Consider the following 16,029-nt stretch of genomic DNA (forward strand, 5'->3'; position numbering starts at 1 on the left):
TACTGGCTTCAGACTTTACGGAAAACAGCGGCGGCAAGCCAGCCTGCGGCGACGGCGATCAGAATTGCGGCCAGCCCATAGATTGCGGAGCGTTCGTGCGCGAAGGTGTAAACCTCTGCACCCACACCGACTTTTTCGACCAATAACGGAGTTGTCTGGGCGTGGACGACGCGGCCGCCTCGGATCAGATAGACGACAGCAGTGTAGGTTCCTGTTGCCAAATTGGCCGGGAAATGGACTTGGGTGCGGAATAGTTTGCCTGCGATTATGGTGACCTGGCCGGGCTCGGTCGCATAGAGGCCCTGCGCTTGTTTTCGCCTCACAAGAGCCTTGCGGAAAATATCCTCGTCCTCAGGCCGCAGTTCGCTGCCGCTTGAGGAGGCGCGCAGCCGCAGGTGGTTCGCACCGATCTGCTGGCGCTCCAGAACTTCCAGGGCTGCGATTTCTTTCAATGGCCGGCTGGCAGCGACGGCATAGAAGTTCGGAGCGGCGGAGAATTGCATGCTGCGGGTGTTCATCCAGATACCGGCAACCCGCTCCTTGCGCCGTACCGTCACGGACTCACGCGGACCCGAGACCGTGACGACAATATCGCCATCGTCGTCAACCGAGCCGAAGAGCAGGAGATCGGCGCCCGTAAACCCCGTTGTAATGTCGACCCGGTGGCTGGAAAGATCGGCGATTAGATCCTGCGCACTGGCTTTGTCGGCGGCTCCATAACTCAGTGCGGTGATCGCAAGTAGCAGGATGCCTAGCTTTGTAAGCCTGTTCTCGCGCTTAGCCATTGTGGGCCACCACGATGGAATAGAGGTCGTCCGGTGTAACCACCAGATCGAATGCGAGCTTCAGGCAGACGGCAACAACCATCAGCGCAAGCAACCCGCGGAGCTGTTCACCTTTGAGTTTGACAGCAAACTGGCTGCCGAATTGAGCTCCGACAACGGCCCCGACCAGCAGAAGGATGGCGAGAACGACATCGACGGTCTGCGTCGAGATAGCTTGCAGGAAGGTCACGTTGGCTGTGACGAAAATGATCTGCAGCAGCGAGGTCCCAACCACCATGGAGGTCCGCATACCAAGCATGTAGATCATCGCCGGCACCATGATGAAGCCGCCGCCAACCCCCATAATGGCAGAGAGCACACCGACAAAACAGCCGATTCCGAGCGGTAGCAGGGCACTGATATAGAGCTTCGATTTGCGGAACCGCATCTTGAACGGCAGGCCGTGCATCCAAGTGTGTTGATGCAGTTTCCGCCGGCGTCCGCCGCTCTGCCGGACCTGCAGGATGGTGCGGACGCTTTCCAGCAGCATCAGACTGCCGATCACACCCAGGAAGACCACGTAGCAGAGCTTAATGACCAGATCGATCTGGCCGAGGCTTTCCAGAAACTTGAACAGGAGGACGCCCAGCGTCGAGCCGACGATACCGCCGGCCAGCAGGACGAAGCCCATGGTGAAATCAAGGTTTCCGCGTCGCCAGTGGGCGATCACGCCGGATACCGAGCTGGCGACAATCTGGTTGGCGCCGGTGCTGACGGCCACAGGCGCAGGTACGCCGATGAAAATCAGGATGGGAGTCATAAGGAACCCGCCGCCGACACCAAATAGGCCGGAGAGGAAGCCGACGGCGCCGCCCATTGCCAGAATGGTAAGGACGTTTACCGACATCTCTGCGATGGGCAGGTAGATGTACATGGACCCCGCGGGGACGGTCAGGGATAAACCAGATACCGGATGACCGCATACACAGCCAGCCGAGCGATTCCCTCTTTAGTAACAGAAAAGTATGCGGTGAGGCCATGACTTGTTTGTAGTCGTTCTAACGATTTAGCCGGTTGAGGTCCTGGCGGCTGTGACTTCCTCGCTTAACCCTCCAGTGCCGCGCCGATCTTGGCTTTCAGAGCGACGAAATTGGCATCTGTTCTGATATGGGCCTTACACGGCCGGGGAAGGTCGATATGGATTTCCCGGACAATGCGCCCTGGCCTGTCGCTCATCACGAGCACTCTGTCGGAAAGAAAAACGGCTTCCTCGATATCGTGCGTTACCAGCAGAGCCGAAATGCCACGCTCGGCCAGAAGTCCGGCAAGCCAGACTTGCATTTTTGCCCGGGTTTGCTGATCAAGTGCGCCGAACGGCTCGTCAAGCAGCAACAGGTCCGGCCCGCCCGCAAGTGTACGCGCCAGTGCCGCCCGCTGTTGCATGCCGCCGGAGAGAGTTGAGGGATAGAATGCCTCGAAGCCTTCCAGCCCGACTGCGCTTATCAGTTCCGCGGTCACATCTGCTGTCTGACTGCGGGAAAGTGATCTGAAGCGCGCCCCGAACGCGATGTTCCGTTCCACCGTCAGCCAAGGGAAAAGCGCGGGTTGCTGAAACACCATCCCGCGCCGGGGACTTGGGCCTGTCACTGACGCGCCATCGAAGCTGATATGTCCGTCGCGCAGCGGTATCAGGCCAGCGACCAATCGCAGCAGCGTCGACTTTCCGCATCCCGATGGTCCGACAATTGTCAGAAATTCTCCATCCGAAAGAGAGAATTCCGCTGCTCCGACCGCATGCACCTCAGTCTCTGACGGCATTCCACCAAATCGATGCCGGACGTCTTCCAGTGTAAGTTTCTTCACGATGCCCGATCCGTCCTTTTGGATTGGTACTTGGCCTGATAATGCGCTATTCGGAATCGACAGTTAACTGGTTGACGGAAATAATTTGTCTCTGGCGTTTATTTTCGCACAGACCACGTTTTAAATATCGCATTGAGTGCGTATCATTGGTTGAACGTTCGGCGTTCGTGCCGGAGGAGTCCTGAACCATGTTGAACGCGATACTGCAGGCCATTGGCCTTTCTTCGAAAGATGAAAGACGCCAGTTCGAACGCTATCCCGTTACCTCGCCAATTGAGGTGACGGTGGACGGCACGGCGCATAATTGCATCATTGATAATGTGTCGGTTGGTGGTCTCCGGCTTGAGCCACCAGTGGAGGCTCAAGCTGGCGCCGATCTGACGATCAAGCATCCTGCGTCGGGCCTCAATTTGACCGGCCATCTGATCGGTAACGATACCGGAGGCTCGCGAATCAGTTTTGATTCTTCGGAGGCCGGGGCGGTGGTGTCCGTTTGGCTTCGGATGATGCACGAGCAGAAGAGCGTTTAATTCTCAGCGAGAGTTGAGATGATCCTGTCGGCAACTCTGTCCGGGCCAATATCCGACATCCGGTCAGTGCCATAGCGCACGTCGCCGTACGGCATGACAACATCGATTCTGCTATCTTCCATCATTGGCCGGGAGCCACCGAACAGGCCGACAGACCGGATGCCTGTCGCGGCGGCCAGGTTGAGGCCGCCGGTGTCGTTGCCAACAGCGATATCCGTTACCGAAATGGTGGCTGCGGAGTCGAGAATGGGTTGGGTCAGCATGGGAATCATCCAGTCCGGCCGCCCAAAGCGGGTGTGCAGCCTGTCCGCGAGATCCGCTTCACCTGGCCCGCCGATCAGGAAAATGGTGCCACCCGTTTCCCGGCGAAGTCGGTCGGCGAGGGCCCCGAAATTTTCGGCACCCCACTGCTTGAAAGGCTCACTGGCGCCGATGATGAAGCTGATCCAGGGGCGGGGCAGGTCGGCAAACCGGCGCATATTCTCTTCGCGCATGGATGCCGGGACAGGCAGATTGGGCATCGATTCCAGCTTCGGCACCGAGTGGTTCAGCAGGAGTTGGTTCGCTTTTTCGATGGCTGTAAATTTTCGGGCTTCGCGTGACAGGCTGTGTTGCGACGTCAGGAATGCATCCTGCCAGCCAATGCCATAACCGATCCGTTCACCGATACCGGCACGCCAGCTCGCAAGTCCGTAGCGGGCTGACGCATGCAGGATCCAGACGGTGTCGAATCCGTAGGGTTTGAGGGCTGTGCCGAGGTTGAAGCCACCGAAAGGTCCGCGATGCCGATCATCATCGAGCCACAGCACATCCCGCACGCAGTCCAGACGCTGAAACAGTGCATCCGCCATAGAGCGTTTCTTGGTCAGCAAGGTGACTGTCTTTTCCTCGGTCTGCGCGGCAATGCTTTTCAGGTGTGGCAAAAGCCAGATTGCGTCGCCGATACCGGGCAGTGGCTGGATGACAAGCGTTCCGCCGATGTGGCGTGGGTTCGCTCCTGCGGTTTCAGCTTCCACGTCTCATTACTCCCGAAGTGGCTGCGCTTGCGGTCAGGTCCCGGCTACACCACAATGCGCCGCGTTGTCACAAGCTTTTCTGATATTTGAATGATCCGTCTTTACCAGACCATGGCTGGGGCGCGCCACGGCGGCGCCGAAGTGTTTTTCGAACGGTTGGTCTCCGCCATGGCGAAGCCTGAACGCCGCGCGGCTGTGGCACAGCATGTGGCGATCCGACGGGATGATCGGCGTGCCGGCATTCTGCGTGCTGCGGGTGTCGATTTCACCGAGCTCCGCTTTGGAGGCGCGATTGACTTTTTGACGCCCTGGCGGTTGAGAAAAGACATTCGCTCCTTCGCACCAGATGTCGTGCTTGCCTGGATGAACCGGGCGGCATCGAAAACCCCGCCTGGTGACTACATCCGCGCCGGCCGGATCGGCGGCTATTACGACATCAAATATTATCGGGGTTTCGATCATCTGATCTGCAATGCGCCAGGTCTGATCGATCACATGATGGGGCAGGGCTGGCCGACGGAGCGGTTGCATTACCTGCCTAACTTTGTCAACGCCGTGCCAGGGGAGGCTTTGGATCGTAGTGTTTTTGGAACGCCGAAAGATGCTCCATTGTTGCTGGCACTCGGCCGGTTGCACCGGAACAAGGCCTTCGACGTTCTGATCCGCGCTCTCGCCAAGGTGCCGGATGCGTACCTCTGGATAGCCGGGACCGGCCCGGAAGAGGGGGCGCTGAAGGCGCTTGCAATAGAGCTTGATGTGGTGTCCCGGGTTGTCTTTCTTGGATGGCGTGACGATACGGCGGATCTGTTGGCGACAGCGAACATTCTGGTCTGTTCCAGCCGGGTCGAAGGGCTTGGTAACGTGGTTATCGAAGCCTGGGCTCGGGATCGTCCTGTGGTCGCGGCTCGCAGTGAAGGTCCGGTGCATCTGATCAGAGACGGCGAGACTGGTTTGTTGGCAGAACTTGAGGACGCGGAGGGGTTGGCGGCAAAGCTGAAAGCGGTGATTGCCGACAAGGTGTTGGCCGGGTCACTCGTTGCCGCCGGGCGTGCTGAATACGAGGCCAAATTCAGCGAGGACACCGTGGTGCGCCAGTATCTGGAATTGCTCGAGTCTTTCCGGCGCTAATCCGTGCCGCTTCAGGTGAATTTACGGAACAGCTTTGTTCTGTCGAACAGTTGCTCAAGCGTTTTCATCCGGTCCCGGGTTTCTTCCCAACGCTCTGTCTCCACCGCCGCGATCAGGGCTTCCAGAATGAACATAATGACAACCGAGCTGTCCCAGGCCGATGGTGCCTCAATCCGGGCACGGAAACCGTGCCGGGCATGTTTCGCGGCGGGCGAGCCCCACTGATCCGTAAAAAGAACGATTTGTGCCCCTTGTTCGGTCGCCATCTCGGCGAGCCGGTGGGTGTCGTGCTCGTATCGCCGGATGTCGAACGCCACCAGAACGTCGCCTTCTGTCATGTTCAGCACATAGTGCGGCCAGGTGTTCGAGTTGGGCGGGATCAGCGTCACCCGGTCCCGAATGACCTGCATGTGGGTGTACAGATAGTCCGCCATGGAGCGGCTGATGCGGCCGCCGACGACGTAGATGTTGCGGGACGGATCGGAAAGCAGGTCAACCACCGCATCGAAATCCTCCAGATCCAGTTGCTGCAGAGTCTGGCGCAGATTGTCCGTCACAGCATCCGCGAAACGGTTGAGGATATGGGTGTTCGGTGCGTTCGCGGCCCAGCTATCGTGCTTTGTTATGGGGCTGGAGAGTGTCGCTTCCAATTCCGTCCGGAGGGCTGTCTGCAATTCAGGGAAGCCGCCATATCCAAGCTTCCGGGCCATTCGGGCAACGGTGGGGGCTGATACCTCTGCTATTTCGGCAAGCGCCGTGATCGTCCCGAGTCCGGAGACCGGATAGTTCTCCAGTATCACGTTACTCAGTTTGCGTTCCGCATGCGTGAGCGTTTCAAACAGGCGGCTGATACGTTCCGCGACGGTCCCTGCCGAGGTTTCCGACACTTGTTTCTCCCCGTCGGCGCTGCGACGCCGCTCTTTGTTCTGAAAATAATGTTACATTTTAAAAATCAAAGAAGAAGAATTTTCAGAATTAATCTTGACTGCTTGGTCAAAGTTGAAAAGATGCCAGCAAGAGGCAGGGAGAATACGAGTGGCGACGATGGCTCAGCCAATGTCCGGCGCTGCCGCGTGGGGCGATCCGGTGCGTGTAACCAATGAGAGCGGGTGCGGTCCAGCTGTCATTATTTGTGAGCACGCCTCGAATTTCATTCCGCCCGAATTGAACGATCTCGGTCTCGAAGCGGATGTCTGCGACAGTCATGTCGCGTGGGACCCGGGCGCCCTGGCGGTAGCAAGCGTTATCGCGACGACGCTGGATTGTCCGATGGTGGCCGCCTCCTTCTCGCGCCTTGTCTATGATTGCAATCGACCGCCGAGCGCTGAAAGCGCAATGCCTGCCGTCAGTGAGATTTTCGCGATCCCCGGCAATCAAAACCTTTCGGATGCTGCACGGTCAGAACGGGTGGAACGGATCTATAATCCTTTCCATGCTGCGGTTAGTTCCGTGATCGAGCCGCGACTTGCGGCCGGTACGGCGCCCGCCATCGTCACCATTCACTCCTTTACGCCAACCTATCACGGTGCCAGACGTCCTTTCGAAATAGGAATTCTGCATGACGAGGATGCCCGGCTTGCTGATGCTATGCTCGACAAGTCAGACGCCTTCGATGGAATGGATGTACGGCGGAACGAACCCTATGGTCCTGTGGACGGCGTAACGCACACCTTGCAGAGGCATGCGTTGCCGCGTCGCATGCTCAATGTGATGATCGAAATCCGCAATGATGTGATCCGCCGGCCCTCGGAGCAGACGGCGATAGCGCGGGTTTTCTCGGATGTGATCGGGGATGCGATCAGCCGATGCTCCGGATATGATCGGCCGGCTGCCGGTAATCCAGTTCTTCATAAGGCTTAAGAGGTCGGGATGCCGAAAGCGATACGGCTTTATGTCAGGTATGTGGAGAAGGTAAACCGGGCGATCGGCCGGTGCGCGATGTATCTAATCTTCGCGATGCTGGGCGTACTGCTTTATTCGTCCTTTTCCAAGACCGTATTCCTGCCCGCGCACTGGACCCTTGAAACCGCCCAATTCCTGATGGTGGCCTACTACCTTCTGGGCGGCAGCTATTCCATGCAGCTCGGTGACCACGTGCGCATGGACCTGCTTTATACGACCTGGAAGCCGCGCACCCGGTCCCTGGTTGACTCGATTACCGTGCTTTGCCTGATCTTCTATCTCTCGCTGTTGCTCTATGGCGGCTATTCCTCGACGTCCTATGCAATCCAGTATGGCGAGCAGAGCTATTCCGCCTGGGCGCCCTATATGGCGCCGGTGAAAATCGTCATGACCTTCGGTGTCTTCATGATGTTGCTGCAGGCACTGGCGACCCTCTTCAAGGATATTGCCGCCGCACGCGGGGAGGAGCTCTGATGAGCTATGAGCTGATCGCTCTCCTGATGTTCTCCTCGATGATGCTGTTGCTCCTGACGGGGCAGCGGGTCTTCGGGGCCATCGGTTTCGTCGCCTCGGCTGCCGCCCTCTTGATGTGGGGCGACGGCGGCTCGGAAATGGCCTTCAGCGCAGCCATGAAGCTTATGAAATGGTACCCGCTGCTGACCCTGCCGCTATTCGTCTACATGGGCTACATGCTGTCGGAATCGCGAATTGCCGACGATCTCTACCGGATGTTCCATGTCTGGATGGGGCCATTGAACGGTGGTCTCGCCATCGGCACCATTCTGCTGATGGTCGCGGTCTCCGCCATGAATGGCCTCAGCGTCGCCGGCATGGCCATAGGCGCCAGCATCGCGCTGCCGGAATTGCTCCGGCGGGGCTATGACAAGATCATGGTCACCGGGGTCATTCAGGCAGGGAGTTCGCTCGGCATTCTGGTGCCGCCGAGTGTCGTGCTCGTTCTCTACGGCATGATCGCCCGTCAGCCGGTCAGCCAGCTCTGGCTCGCCGGTGCCCTTCCGGGGCTGATGATGGCGGGCATGTTCATCGCCTATATCGTCATCCGCTGCTGGTTTCAGCCGAACCTTGGCCCGTCCCTCAGCAAGGAAGAACGTGAGGAGATCAGCTGGGCGGAGAAGTTCCGGCTGTTGCAGGCGGGTATTCTGCCCCTGTTCATCTTCTTTTCCATGACCGGTCTCTTCCTGATGGGCGTGACATCCCTGGTCGAGAGCGCGGCTGTCGGCGCCACGGCTGCGACTCTTGCCGCTCTGGTAAAGCGCCGCCTGACGGCGCATGTCATGGAAGAAACCCTGCGCAAGACGCTCGGCATCAGCTGCATGTTCATGTGGATCATCCTGGCCGCGCTCTGCTTCGGCTCGGTGTTCGACGGCCTGGGCGCGGTGAAAGCCATCGAGGGCTTCTTTATAGGCAAGCTCGGCCTGAGCCCGTGGGAAGTTCTGATCCTGATGCAGCTCTCCTTCATCCTGATGGGGATGTTCCTGGACGACACCGCGATGCTGGTGATCGTCGCGCCGCTCTATGTGCCGCTGGTAAAGCTGCTGGGCTTCGATCTCGTCTGGTATGGCGTGCTCTACACGATTACCTGCCAGATCGCCTATATGACGCCGCCATTCGGCTACAATCTCTTCCTGATGCGCGCCATGGCGCCGCCGGAGGTCACGCTGTCGGACATTTACCGGTCCATCGGCCCCTTCGTGCTGGTCATGACATTGGCGCTCATTCTGGTCATGATCTTCCCTGAGATCGCGCTTTGGTTGCCGAAGACCTTTTATGGTCGCTAGCAGCGGGGCGGTGATGCAAAAGAAAATCAGGCGGGGAAGGAAGGCGCGACGCGCCACAACAGGGAGATGCGACGGTTGTTTCCTACGGTCGCATCGGGGCAACGGGTTCGATTGAACCACCATCGACGAGGGAGATTGGTGAGATGAAGAACAGACGTGATTTTCTGAAGACGGCTGCCGTCGCGACGGCGGGGGCCGGCGCAACGACACTGAGCGCGCCTTATGTGCAGGCCGCTACCAACAAGACGATCAAGTGGCGGCTGCAGACCTATGCGGGCCCGGCCCTTGCCGAGCATGTGATCAAACCGTCCATTGATGCCTTCAACAAGGTCGCCAATGGCGAGATGGAAATCGAGCTCTACTTCGCCGACCAGCTGGTCCCGACGGGTGAGCTGTTCCGTGCCATGCAGCGCGGAACCATCGACGCGGTGCAGAGTGATGACGATTCCATCGCGGCTCCGGTCGATATCTCGGTGTTCGGCGGTTACTTCCCGTTCGCCACCCGCTACAGCCTCGACGTGCCGGTGCTGTTCGAGCAGTATGGCCTGAAGGAAATCTGGGAAGAAGCCTATGGCGAGGTCGACGGTGTGACCTGGCTCAGCGCCGGTGCCTGGGATCCGTGCCACTTCAACACGGTCGATCCGATCAACAAGCTGGACGACCTGAAGGGCAAGCGCATCTTCACCTTCCCGACGGCGGGCAAGTTCCTGTCCCGCTTCGGCGTGGTGCCGGTGACCCTGCCATGGGAAGACATTGAGGTTGCGGTGCAGACCGGCGAGCTCGACGGTATTGCCTGGTCGGGCATCACCGAGGATTACACCGTCGGCTGGGCGGATGTGACCAACTACTTCCTGACCAACAACATCTCCGGCGCCTGGTGTGGTTCCTATTTCGCCAATTCCGAGCGTTGGGACGAGTTGCCGGAGCATTTGAAGACCCTGTTCCGGCTCTGCATGGACAGCTCGCACTATTATCGCCAGCACTGGTACTGGGGTGGTGAAGCGAAGCTGCGTGTCAACGGCACGAAGCTGAAGCTGACCTCCATCGACGACGCAGAATGGAAGACAGTCGAAGACGAAGCGCTGAAGTTCTGGGACGAGATTGCCGACCGGACGCCGCGTACCAAGAAGGTCGTCGAGATCTTCAAACAATATGCGGCGGATATGAAGAAGGCGGGCAAGCCGTACCGCTATAGCTAAGACCTGGCTCCCCCTTCGGGAGTTATGAATACCGGCCGCCGGATGCCTTGAAAGGGTGGTCTGGCGGCCGGACCTCGTCCCGGTCCGTCTGGTCCGGGCGCTGATACAGGACACTCAACGGGGGCAGCCCCGAACACAGGAATGATGGGTTATCGGCATGGCAGGCAAACTCACCCTTGAGGAATTGCGCGCGGCAGTTGCGAGCGGCGAAATCGACACAGTGCTCGCGGCGCAGATCGACATGCAGGGCCGGCTGATGGGCAAACGCTTTCATGCCGAGTTCTTCTGCGAAAGCGCCTATGACGAGACCCATAGCTGCAATTATCTCCAGGCGACCGACATGGAGATGAATACGGTCGAGGGGTATAAATCGACGAGCTGGGAAGCGGGATACGGCGACTATACGATGAAGCCCGATCTCTCGACACTGCGCCGCATTCCCTGGCTGGAAGGCACGGCGCTGGTGCTCTGCGACATGCTCGACCATCACACCCACAAGGAAGTCCCGCATTCGCCGCGGGCGATCCTGAAGAAACAGGTCGCCCGGCTGGAAGCGATGGATATGAAGGCCTTCATGGCCACCGAGCTGGAATTCTTCCTCTTCAAGCAGAGCTTTGAGGAAGCGCACGCCCAAGGCTATCGCAACCTCGACGTCATCAGCCCCTATAACGAGGATTACCACATCTTCCAGACCACGAAGGAAGAGGGAGTGATGCGGGCCATCCGCAACGGTCTGCATGGCGCCGACATTCCGGTGGAAAATTCCAAGGGCGAGGCTGACGCGGGCCAGGAAGAGATCAATGTCCGCTATGCCGAGGCACTGACTATGGCGGACCGGCATGTCCTGATTAAAAACGGCTGCAAGGAAATCGCCTGGGCCAAGGGGCATGCAATCAGTTTCCTCGCCAAATGGAATTATGACTTCGCTGGCAATTCCTCACATGTCCATCAGTCTCTCTGGTCGCAAGACGGCGCGCCGCTGTTTTTTGATCCGGAAGCCAAATACGGTATGTCGGAGCTGATGCAAAATTATGTCGCGGGGCTGTTGGCGCATGCCGAGGAAATCACCTATTTCCTCGCGCCCTACATCAATTCCTACAAGCGCTTTGTCGCGGGCACCTTCGCGCCGACCAAATCTGTCTGGTCTATGGATAACCGAACAGCCGGCTTCCGGGTTTGTGGCGACGGCACCAAGGCAGTGCGCGTCGAATGCCGGATCGGCGGCGCCGATCTCAACCCCTATCTCGCCATGGCGGCTTTGCTCGCGGCCGGCATTGACGGGATCGAGAAGAAGATGGCACTCGAGCCGGAATTCAAGGGCGATGCCTATGGCGGCGCGAATATCCGGGAGATTCCAGCGACGCTGCGGGAAGCGACCACAGCGCTCGATGGATCGACAATGTTGCGGTCGGCCTTCGGAGACGAGGTGATCGACCACTATCTGAATGCTGCCCGGTGGGAGCAGATTGAATATGACCGCCGCGTCACTGACTGGGAAGTCAATCGCGGGTTTGAAAGGGCCTGACACTTCAATGACCAAGATGCTTCAGTGTATTTCGCCGATCGACGGCTCCGTCTTCGCGGAGCGTCCGGTGATCGAGCCGGCAGCGGCGCGCGAGATCCTCGCGGCAGCGCGCGATGCGCAACGCGCGTGGGCCGCACGGCCGCTGGCCGACCGGGTTGCGTTGGTCCGTGCCGGTGTTGCCCGGCTCGGCGAGATGCAGGACGAGATGGCGCCGGAACTCGCTCACATGATGGGCCGTCCGGTGCGCTATGGCGGCGAGTTCGGCGGCACGAACGAGCGCGCTTCCTACATGGCCGATATTGCCGAGACGGCCCTGGTGCCTATCGTGGTGGAGAACTCCGACAAGTTCGAACGCCGCATCATGCGGGAGCCGCACGGCCTGATCTTCGTCATTGCGCCCTGGAACTATCCCTACATGACGGCGATCAACACCGTCGCCCCGGCTCTGATCGCCGGTAACGCGGTGGCGCTGAAGCACGCGACGCAGACTTTGCTGGTTGGCGAGCGGATGGTCCGCGCCTTCGAAGAAGCGGGGTTGCCGAAGGGGCTGTTCGTCAATCTCTTCCTCGATCACGGCACGACCGAGGCGCTGATCGGTACCCGCGAGTTCGACTTCATCAACTTCACAGGCTCCGTCGGTGGCGGCCGTGCCATCGAACGGGCGGCGGCGGGAACCTTCACCGGGCTTGGCCTTGAGCTTGGCGGCAAGGATCCGGGTTATGTGATGGAAGACGCGGATCTCGACGCGGCGGCTGATACGCTGATTGACGGTGCCATGTTCAATTCCGGCCAGTGCTGTTGCGGCATTGAGCGGATCTACGTGCATGAAAGCCTCTATGACGCTTTCGTGGAGAAGGCTGTCGCCATCGTCTCAGGCTACAAGCTCGGCAACCCGATGGAAGAGACAACGACGCTTGGCCCGATGGCGCACAAGCGCTTTGCCGCTCTGGTGCGTGAGCAAACCGATGAGGCCGTTGCCCTCGGAGCGACCCCACTTATCGACCCGAAGCTGTTCCCGGAAGATGACGGCGGCGCGTATCTGATGCCGCAGATCCTGACCGGGGTCACCCACGAGATGCGGGTGATGCGGGAAGAGAGCTTTGGCCCTGTTGTCGGCATCATGAAGGTCAGGGACGACGCGGAAGCGATCCGTCTGATGAACGACAGCGATTTCGGCCTGACCGTATCGCTATGGACGAAAGACACCGAGCGGGCGGCAACTATTGGCGCGCAGCTAGAGACCGGGACCGTTTTCATGAACCGTGCGGACTATCTCGATCCGGGCCTGTGCTGGACCGGGTGCAAGGATACTGGCCGGGGCGGCGCGCTGTCCGTCATCGGTTTCCAGAACCTGACCCGTCCAAAATCATACCATCTGAAGAAAGCCTGATTGCGATGAGCATCACCGCCAACTGGAGCTACCCGACCGCGATCCGCTTCGGAGCCGGGCGTATCGCCGAAATCGGCGAGGCCTGCGCCGCTGCGGGTATCAAACGCCCGCTGCTGGTCACGGACAAGGGGCTGGCGAGCCTGCCGATCACCACGAAGACGCTGGATCTGATGGAAGCCGCCGGCCTTGGCCGCGCCATGTTTTCCGAGGTCGACCCGAACCCGAACGAGAAGAACCTCGAAGCCGGTATCAAGGTTTTCAAAGCAGGTAATCATGACGGCGTCATCGCCTTTGGCGGTGGCTCCGGCCTTGACCTTGGCAAGATGGTCGCCTTCATGGCGGACCAGAAAGGCTCGGTCTGGGATTACGAGGATATCGGTGACTGGTGGACCCGCGCCGACGCCGACGCGATCTATCCGAACGTCGCCGTGCCGACCACGGCGGGCACCGGCTCCGAAGTCGGCCGCGCCAGCGTACTGACCAATTCGGAAACCCACGTGAAGAAGATCATCTTCCACCCGAAGGTGCTGCCGAGCGTGGTTATCTGCGATCCGGAGCTGACCGTCGGCATGCCGAAGCCGATCACGGCGGGCACCGGCATGGATGCCTTCGCCCATTGCCTCGAAGCCTTCTGCAGCCCGCATTACCACCCGATGAGCCAGGGCATCGCGCTTGAAGGCCTGCGGCTGGTGAAGGAATATCTGCCGCGCGCCTATGCGGACGGCTCTGACCTTGAAGCCCGCGCCCATATGATGAGCGCGGCGGCCATGGGCGCCACGGCGTTCCAGAAAGGCCTCGGTGCCATCCACGCGCTGTCCCACCCGCTCGGTGCCGTCTACAACACCCATCACGGCACCACCAACGCCGTGGTCATGCCCCCGGTGCTGCGCTTCAACCGTCCGGCAATCGAGGACAGGCTTGCCCAGGCGTCGGCGTATCTCGGCATTTCCGGTGGCTTTGACGGCTTCTTCGATTATGTGCTGAAGCTGCGCGAGGACCTGGCCACCCCGGACAAGATGTCCACCCTCGGCGTCGGCACCGACCGGATCGACGAGCTGGCAGCCATGGCCATTGAAGACCCGAGCTGTGGCGGCAACCCGGTGGAGCTGACGGTCAAGAACCTGGCGGAGCTGTTCAAGCAGTCGATCTGACCGGTTGTGAATGGATAGGGAAGGGGCGGGCTTTCGGGCTCGCCCTTTTCGTTTTACGCTCAGTAATCCTCGGTCAGAACAGTCAGCGGTACGGCAAGCGCCTTGGCGATCGCCTTGATAGTGCTGAGCGTTCCCTCGCGGGAGCCGCGCTCGATTTCGGAAAGATAGCTTTGGGAAATACCAGCGGCCTCCGCCAGTTCCTTCTGAGTCATGGAGCGAAACTCCCGCAGGACGCGGACAGGACTTTCACGCGCCTCCAGCCTGTTCCAGACGGCTTCCGGCAAGGCGATATCGTCACCGCGTTCGATGGCGGCGAGGCTCTCGGCAATGATTCGTCCGGCGACGGCATCATCGTCAAGATCTGCCATCCCGGCGACGAGCTCGTCATATTCCGCACGCGAAATTACAACCAGCTCTTCTCCGCTCGGGGTGAAGATGCTCTGCACGAGGGGTATCTGGACATGTTCAGTCATAAATTTTTCGCCTGCGCCCGACAGCGTGAACCAGAATTTCTGTGCCGGTTTCTGTAAAGATCGCCCGGTAGTTGCCGATCCTGATGCGAAAGCCGGGGCTTCCTCTCAGTGCAACGACGTTACCTTCGCCAGTTTCGGCATAGCGTTGGATCTTAACCGTGATCCTGGACGCCTCCGAAAGCGAGCGGAGCTGCTTGTGCGCTGCCTCCGTGAATCGAACTTCTTTCATGCAAAATATCGCGAAAAGTGATTTCAGACAATGAGAATCGCAATTCGAGATATGAGGGGTTTTGAGGTGTTATTCGGAAGCCAGTTCCAGATTCACGTCCGATGATGCAATATTCGCCCGATGAAATTCAGCAACAATTGGGCGGCCAGCGTCGACGTGCTGCCGGAATGATCGTAATCCGGTGCGACCTCCACCAGATCGACGCCGACCACTGATCCGAGCCTGGTCAGTCCATCCAGTAGCTCCAGCCCTTCGTAATAAGTAAAGCCGCCATGGCTGGGCGTACCGGTGCCGGGGGCGATAGAGGGGTCGAAGCCGTCGATATCGATGGTGACGTAATAGCGTTTTCCAGCGGGGATGCGTTCCAGCACTCCCTCCACGCCGAGCTTGCGGAACTGACGGACGGAGAGGATGTCCGAGGCCATGGAGCGGGCATCTTCATACCCCTCGCGCGCAGTCGATGACACGTTGCGAATGCCGATCTGGCTGAGGCCGGTGACGTAGGGCTTTTCCGCCGCCCGCCGCATCGGATTGCCGTGGCCGGAACGCACACCGTGCCGCTCGTCGACGAAATCGAGGTGAGCGTCGATCTGCACTAGATGGACCGGTTCCTCCTCGGAGAAGGCGTTGATGCAGGGGATGTTCACCGAGTGATCGCCGCCAAGAACGACTGGGATGGCTCCGGTCTTAAGGATCTTGCGCACGCCGAATTCGATATTGGCGTGGCTCTGTTCCGTATCAGTATGGATGATGTCCGCATCACCCAGATCGACAATCCGCGTCGTCTCCGCGGGCAGGTAGGTGATGTCGTCCTCATGGTCGTAGGCGCCGCCATGGCCGAAGGAGAACAGGGTGGATGCCTCCCTGATACCGCGCGGGCCGAAACGGGCGCCGGGCCGGAACTGGGTACCGAAATCGAACGGCGCACCGAGCACCGCGACATCCGCCTCGATGGCGTCCCAGTCCGGCTGATAGGGATATTTTCCGAAGGTTGCGATGCCGACGAAAGGCAGGTTGAGGCGGCCCGTTTCGTATCCGTGCGATGACATGTGCTGACCCC

General features: G+C 59.5%; 17 protein-coding genes. 9 read left to right on the forward strand and 8 right to left on the reverse strand.

All coding sequences use genetic code 11. From position 1 onward, the window contains the following. Positions 1–8: 8 nt before the first annotated feature. The 3 genes from ABJ076_RS13120 to ABJ076_RS13130 all read right to left on the reverse strand — a co-directional run bounded on the left by ABJ076_RS13120 (position 9) and on the right by ABJ076_RS13130 (position 2,627). The gene (locus tag ABJ076_RS13120) at positions 9–785 is read right to left on the reverse strand and encodes a TIGR02186 family protein (RefSeq protein ID WP_348189156.1); all 777 of its coding nucleotides are present in this window, start codon (positions 783–785) and stop codon (positions 9–11) included. Further along, positions 778–1,698 carry a sulfite exporter TauE/SafE family protein gene (locus ABJ076_RS13125; protein ID WP_348189154.1) on the reverse strand — a complete coding sequence of 307 codons (921 nt, stop codon included), beginning with the start codon at positions 1,696–1,698 and terminating at the stop codon, positions 778–780. The genes ABJ076_RS13120 and ABJ076_RS13125 overlap by 8 nt, the downstream gene beginning before the upstream one ends. A 170-nt stretch (positions 1,699–1,868) precedes the next feature. After that, positions 1,869–2,627 (reverse strand): ABC transporter ATP-binding protein, encoded by a 759-nt coding sequence (locus ABJ076_RS13130; protein ID WP_348189152.1) that lies wholly within the window; start codon positions 2,625–2,627, stop codon positions 1,869–1,871. A 188-nt stretch (positions 2,628–2,815) separates the two neighbouring features. Between ABJ076_RS13130 and ABJ076_RS13135 the strand changes: the two genes are divergently transcribed. Continuing rightward, positions 2,816–3,157: a PilZ domain-containing protein gene (locus ABJ076_RS13135; RefSeq protein WP_348189150.1), complete on the forward strand. Its 342-nt coding sequence runs from the start codon at positions 2,816–2,818 to the stop codon at positions 3,155–3,157. Here ABJ076_RS13135 and ABJ076_RS13140 read toward each other — a convergent pair. Then, positions 3,154–4,173: a glycosyltransferase family 9 protein gene (locus ABJ076_RS13140; protein WP_348189149.1), complete on the reverse strand. Its 1,020-nt coding sequence runs from the start codon at positions 4,171–4,173 to the stop codon at positions 3,154–3,156. The two genes, ABJ076_RS13135 and ABJ076_RS13140, sit on opposite strands and share 4 nt — an antisense overlap. A 90-nt stretch (positions 4,174–4,263) precedes the next feature. Between ABJ076_RS13140 and ABJ076_RS13145 the strand changes: the two genes are divergently transcribed. Then, positions 4,264–5,301: a glycosyltransferase gene (locus tag ABJ076_RS13145; RefSeq protein WP_348189147.1), complete on the forward strand. Its 1,038-nt coding sequence runs from the start codon at positions 4,264–4,266 to the stop codon at positions 5,299–5,301. 11 nt (positions 5,302–5,312) lie between these two features. On the opposite strand, the gene ABJ076_RS13150 is transcribed toward ABJ076_RS13145, so the two are convergent. After that, a complete protein-coding gene (locus ABJ076_RS13150; protein WP_348189145.1) occupies positions 5,313–6,188 on the reverse strand; it encodes a MurR/RpiR family transcriptional regulator in 876 nt (291 codons plus the stop codon). A 157-nt stretch (positions 6,189–6,345) separates the two neighbouring features. Here ABJ076_RS13150 and ABJ076_RS13155 point away from each other — a divergent pair, with 157 nt between their 5' ends. The 7 genes from ABJ076_RS13155 to ABJ076_RS13185 all read left to right on the forward strand — a co-directional run bounded on the left by ABJ076_RS13155 (position 6,346) and on the right by ABJ076_RS13185 (position 14,267). After that, on the forward strand, positions 6,346–7,161 hold the full coding sequence (locus ABJ076_RS13155; RefSeq protein WP_348189549.1) for an N-formylglutamate amidohydrolase: 816 nt from the start codon (positions 6,346–6,348) through the stop codon (positions 7,159–7,161). A 9-nt stretch (positions 7,162–7,170) separates the two neighbouring features. Beyond that, the gene (locus tag ABJ076_RS13160; protein WP_348189143.1) at positions 7,171–7,677 is read left to right on the forward strand and encodes a TRAP transporter small permease subunit; all 507 of its coding nucleotides are present in this window, start codon (positions 7,171–7,173) and stop codon (positions 7,675–7,677) included. Then, positions 7,677–9,002, forward strand: a complete 1,326-nt coding sequence (locus tag ABJ076_RS13165) for a TRAP transporter large permease subunit (protein WP_348189141.1) — start codon at positions 7,677–7,679, stop codon at positions 9,000–9,002. The genes ABJ076_RS13160 and ABJ076_RS13165 overlap by 1 nt, the downstream gene beginning before the upstream one ends. A 143-nt stretch (positions 9,003–9,145) precedes the next feature. Continuing rightward, entirely contained in the window at positions 9,146–10,201 is a 1,056-nt protein-coding gene (locus ABJ076_RS13170) for a TRAP transporter substrate-binding protein (RefSeq protein WP_348189139.1), read from the forward strand. A gap of 157 nt (positions 10,202–10,358) precedes the next feature. Further along, the gene (locus ABJ076_RS13175; protein ID WP_348189137.1) at positions 10,359–11,726 is read left to right on the forward strand and encodes a glutamine synthetase family protein; all 1,368 of its coding nucleotides are present in this window, start codon (positions 10,359–10,361) and stop codon (positions 11,724–11,726) included. A gap of 7 nt (positions 11,727–11,733) precedes the next feature. Further along, positions 11,734–13,116 carry an aldehyde dehydrogenase family protein gene (locus ABJ076_RS13180; protein WP_348189135.1) on the forward strand — a complete coding sequence of 461 codons (1,383 nt, stop codon included), beginning with the start codon at positions 11,734–11,736 and terminating at the stop codon, positions 13,114–13,116. 5 nt (positions 13,117–13,121) lie between these two features. Further along, positions 13,122–14,267, forward strand: a complete 1,146-nt coding sequence (locus ABJ076_RS13185; protein WP_348189133.1) for an iron-containing alcohol dehydrogenase — start codon at positions 13,122–13,124, stop codon at positions 14,265–14,267. Between the two features lie 59 nt (positions 14,268–14,326). Here the strand turns inward: ABJ076_RS13185 and ABJ076_RS13190 are convergent, their stop codons facing one another. From ABJ076_RS13190 to speB, 3 genes are all read right to left on the reverse strand, one after another. Continuing rightward, positions 14,327–14,740: a helix-turn-helix domain-containing protein gene (locus ABJ076_RS13190; protein WP_348189131.1), complete on the reverse strand. Its 414-nt coding sequence runs from the start codon at positions 14,738–14,740 to the stop codon at positions 14,327–14,329. Beyond that, entirely contained in the window at positions 14,733–14,969 is a 237-nt protein-coding gene (locus ABJ076_RS13195; protein WP_348189129.1) for a type II toxin-antitoxin system RelE/ParE family toxin, read from the reverse strand. The genes ABJ076_RS13190 and ABJ076_RS13195 overlap by 8 nt, the downstream gene beginning before the upstream one ends. Positions 14,970–15,061: 92 nt before the next feature. Continuing rightward, entirely contained in the window at positions 15,062–16,018 is a 957-nt protein-coding gene (speB, locus tag ABJ076_RS13200; RefSeq protein ID WP_348189127.1) for an agmatinase, read from the reverse strand. Positions 16,019–16,029: the final 11 nt, after the last annotated feature.

The organism is Nisaea sp. (genome assembly GCF_039990255.1).
GTDB lineage: Bacteria > Pseudomonadota > Alphaproteobacteria > Thalassobaculales > Thalassobaculaceae > Nisaea.

Bases quoted from the DNA above. Each gene is read 5' to 3' on its own strand.
- ABJ076_RS13120 (WP_348189156.1), bottom strand. From the start codon at position 785: ATGGCTAAGCGCGAGAACAGGCTTACAAAGCTAGGCATCCTGCTACTT.
- ABJ076_RS13125 (WP_348189154.1), bottom strand. From the start codon at position 1,698: ATGTACATCTACCTGCCCATCGCAGAGATGTCGGTAAACGTCCTTACC.
- ABJ076_RS13135 (WP_348189150.1), top strand. From the start codon at position 2,816: ATGTTGAACGCGATACTGCAGGCCATTGGCCTTTCTTCGAAAGATGAA.
- ABJ076_RS13145 (WP_348189147.1), top strand. From the start codon at position 4,264: ATGATCCGTCTTTACCAGACCATGGCTGGGGCGCGCCACGGCGGCGCC.
- ABJ076_RS13155 (WP_348189549.1), top strand. From the start codon at position 6,346: ATGGCTCAGCCAATGTCCGGCGCTGCCGCGTGGGGCGATCCGGTGCGT.
- ABJ076_RS13160 (WP_348189143.1), top strand. From the start codon at position 7,171: ATGCCGAAAGCGATACGGCTTTATGTCAGGTATGTGGAGAAGGTAAAC.
- ABJ076_RS13165 (WP_348189141.1), top strand. From the start codon at position 7,677: ATGAGCTATGAGCTGATCGCTCTCCTGATGTTCTCCTCGATGATGCTG.
- ABJ076_RS13170 (WP_348189139.1), top strand. From the start codon at position 9,146: ATGAAGAACAGACGTGATTTTCTGAAGACGGCTGCCGTCGCGACGGCG.
- ABJ076_RS13175 (WP_348189137.1), top strand. From the start codon at position 10,359: ATGGCAGGCAAACTCACCCTTGAGGAATTGCGCGCGGCAGTTGCGAGC.
- ABJ076_RS13180 (WP_348189135.1), top strand. From the start codon at position 11,734: ATGACCAAGATGCTTCAGTGTATTTCGCCGATCGACGGCTCCGTCTTC.
- ABJ076_RS13185 (WP_348189133.1), top strand. From the start codon at position 13,122: ATGAGCATCACCGCCAACTGGAGCTACCCGACCGCGATCCGCTTCGGA.
- ABJ076_RS13190 (WP_348189131.1), bottom strand. From the start codon at position 14,740: ATGACTGAACATGTCCAGATACCCCTCGTGCAGAGCATCTTCACCCCG.
- ABJ076_RS13195 (WP_348189129.1), bottom strand. From the start codon at position 14,969: ATGAAAGAAGTTCGATTCACGGAGGCAGCGCACAAGCAGCTCCGCTCG.
- speB (WP_348189127.1), bottom strand. From the start codon at position 16,018: ATGTCATCGCACGGATACGAAACGGGCCGCCTCAACCTGCCTTTCGTC.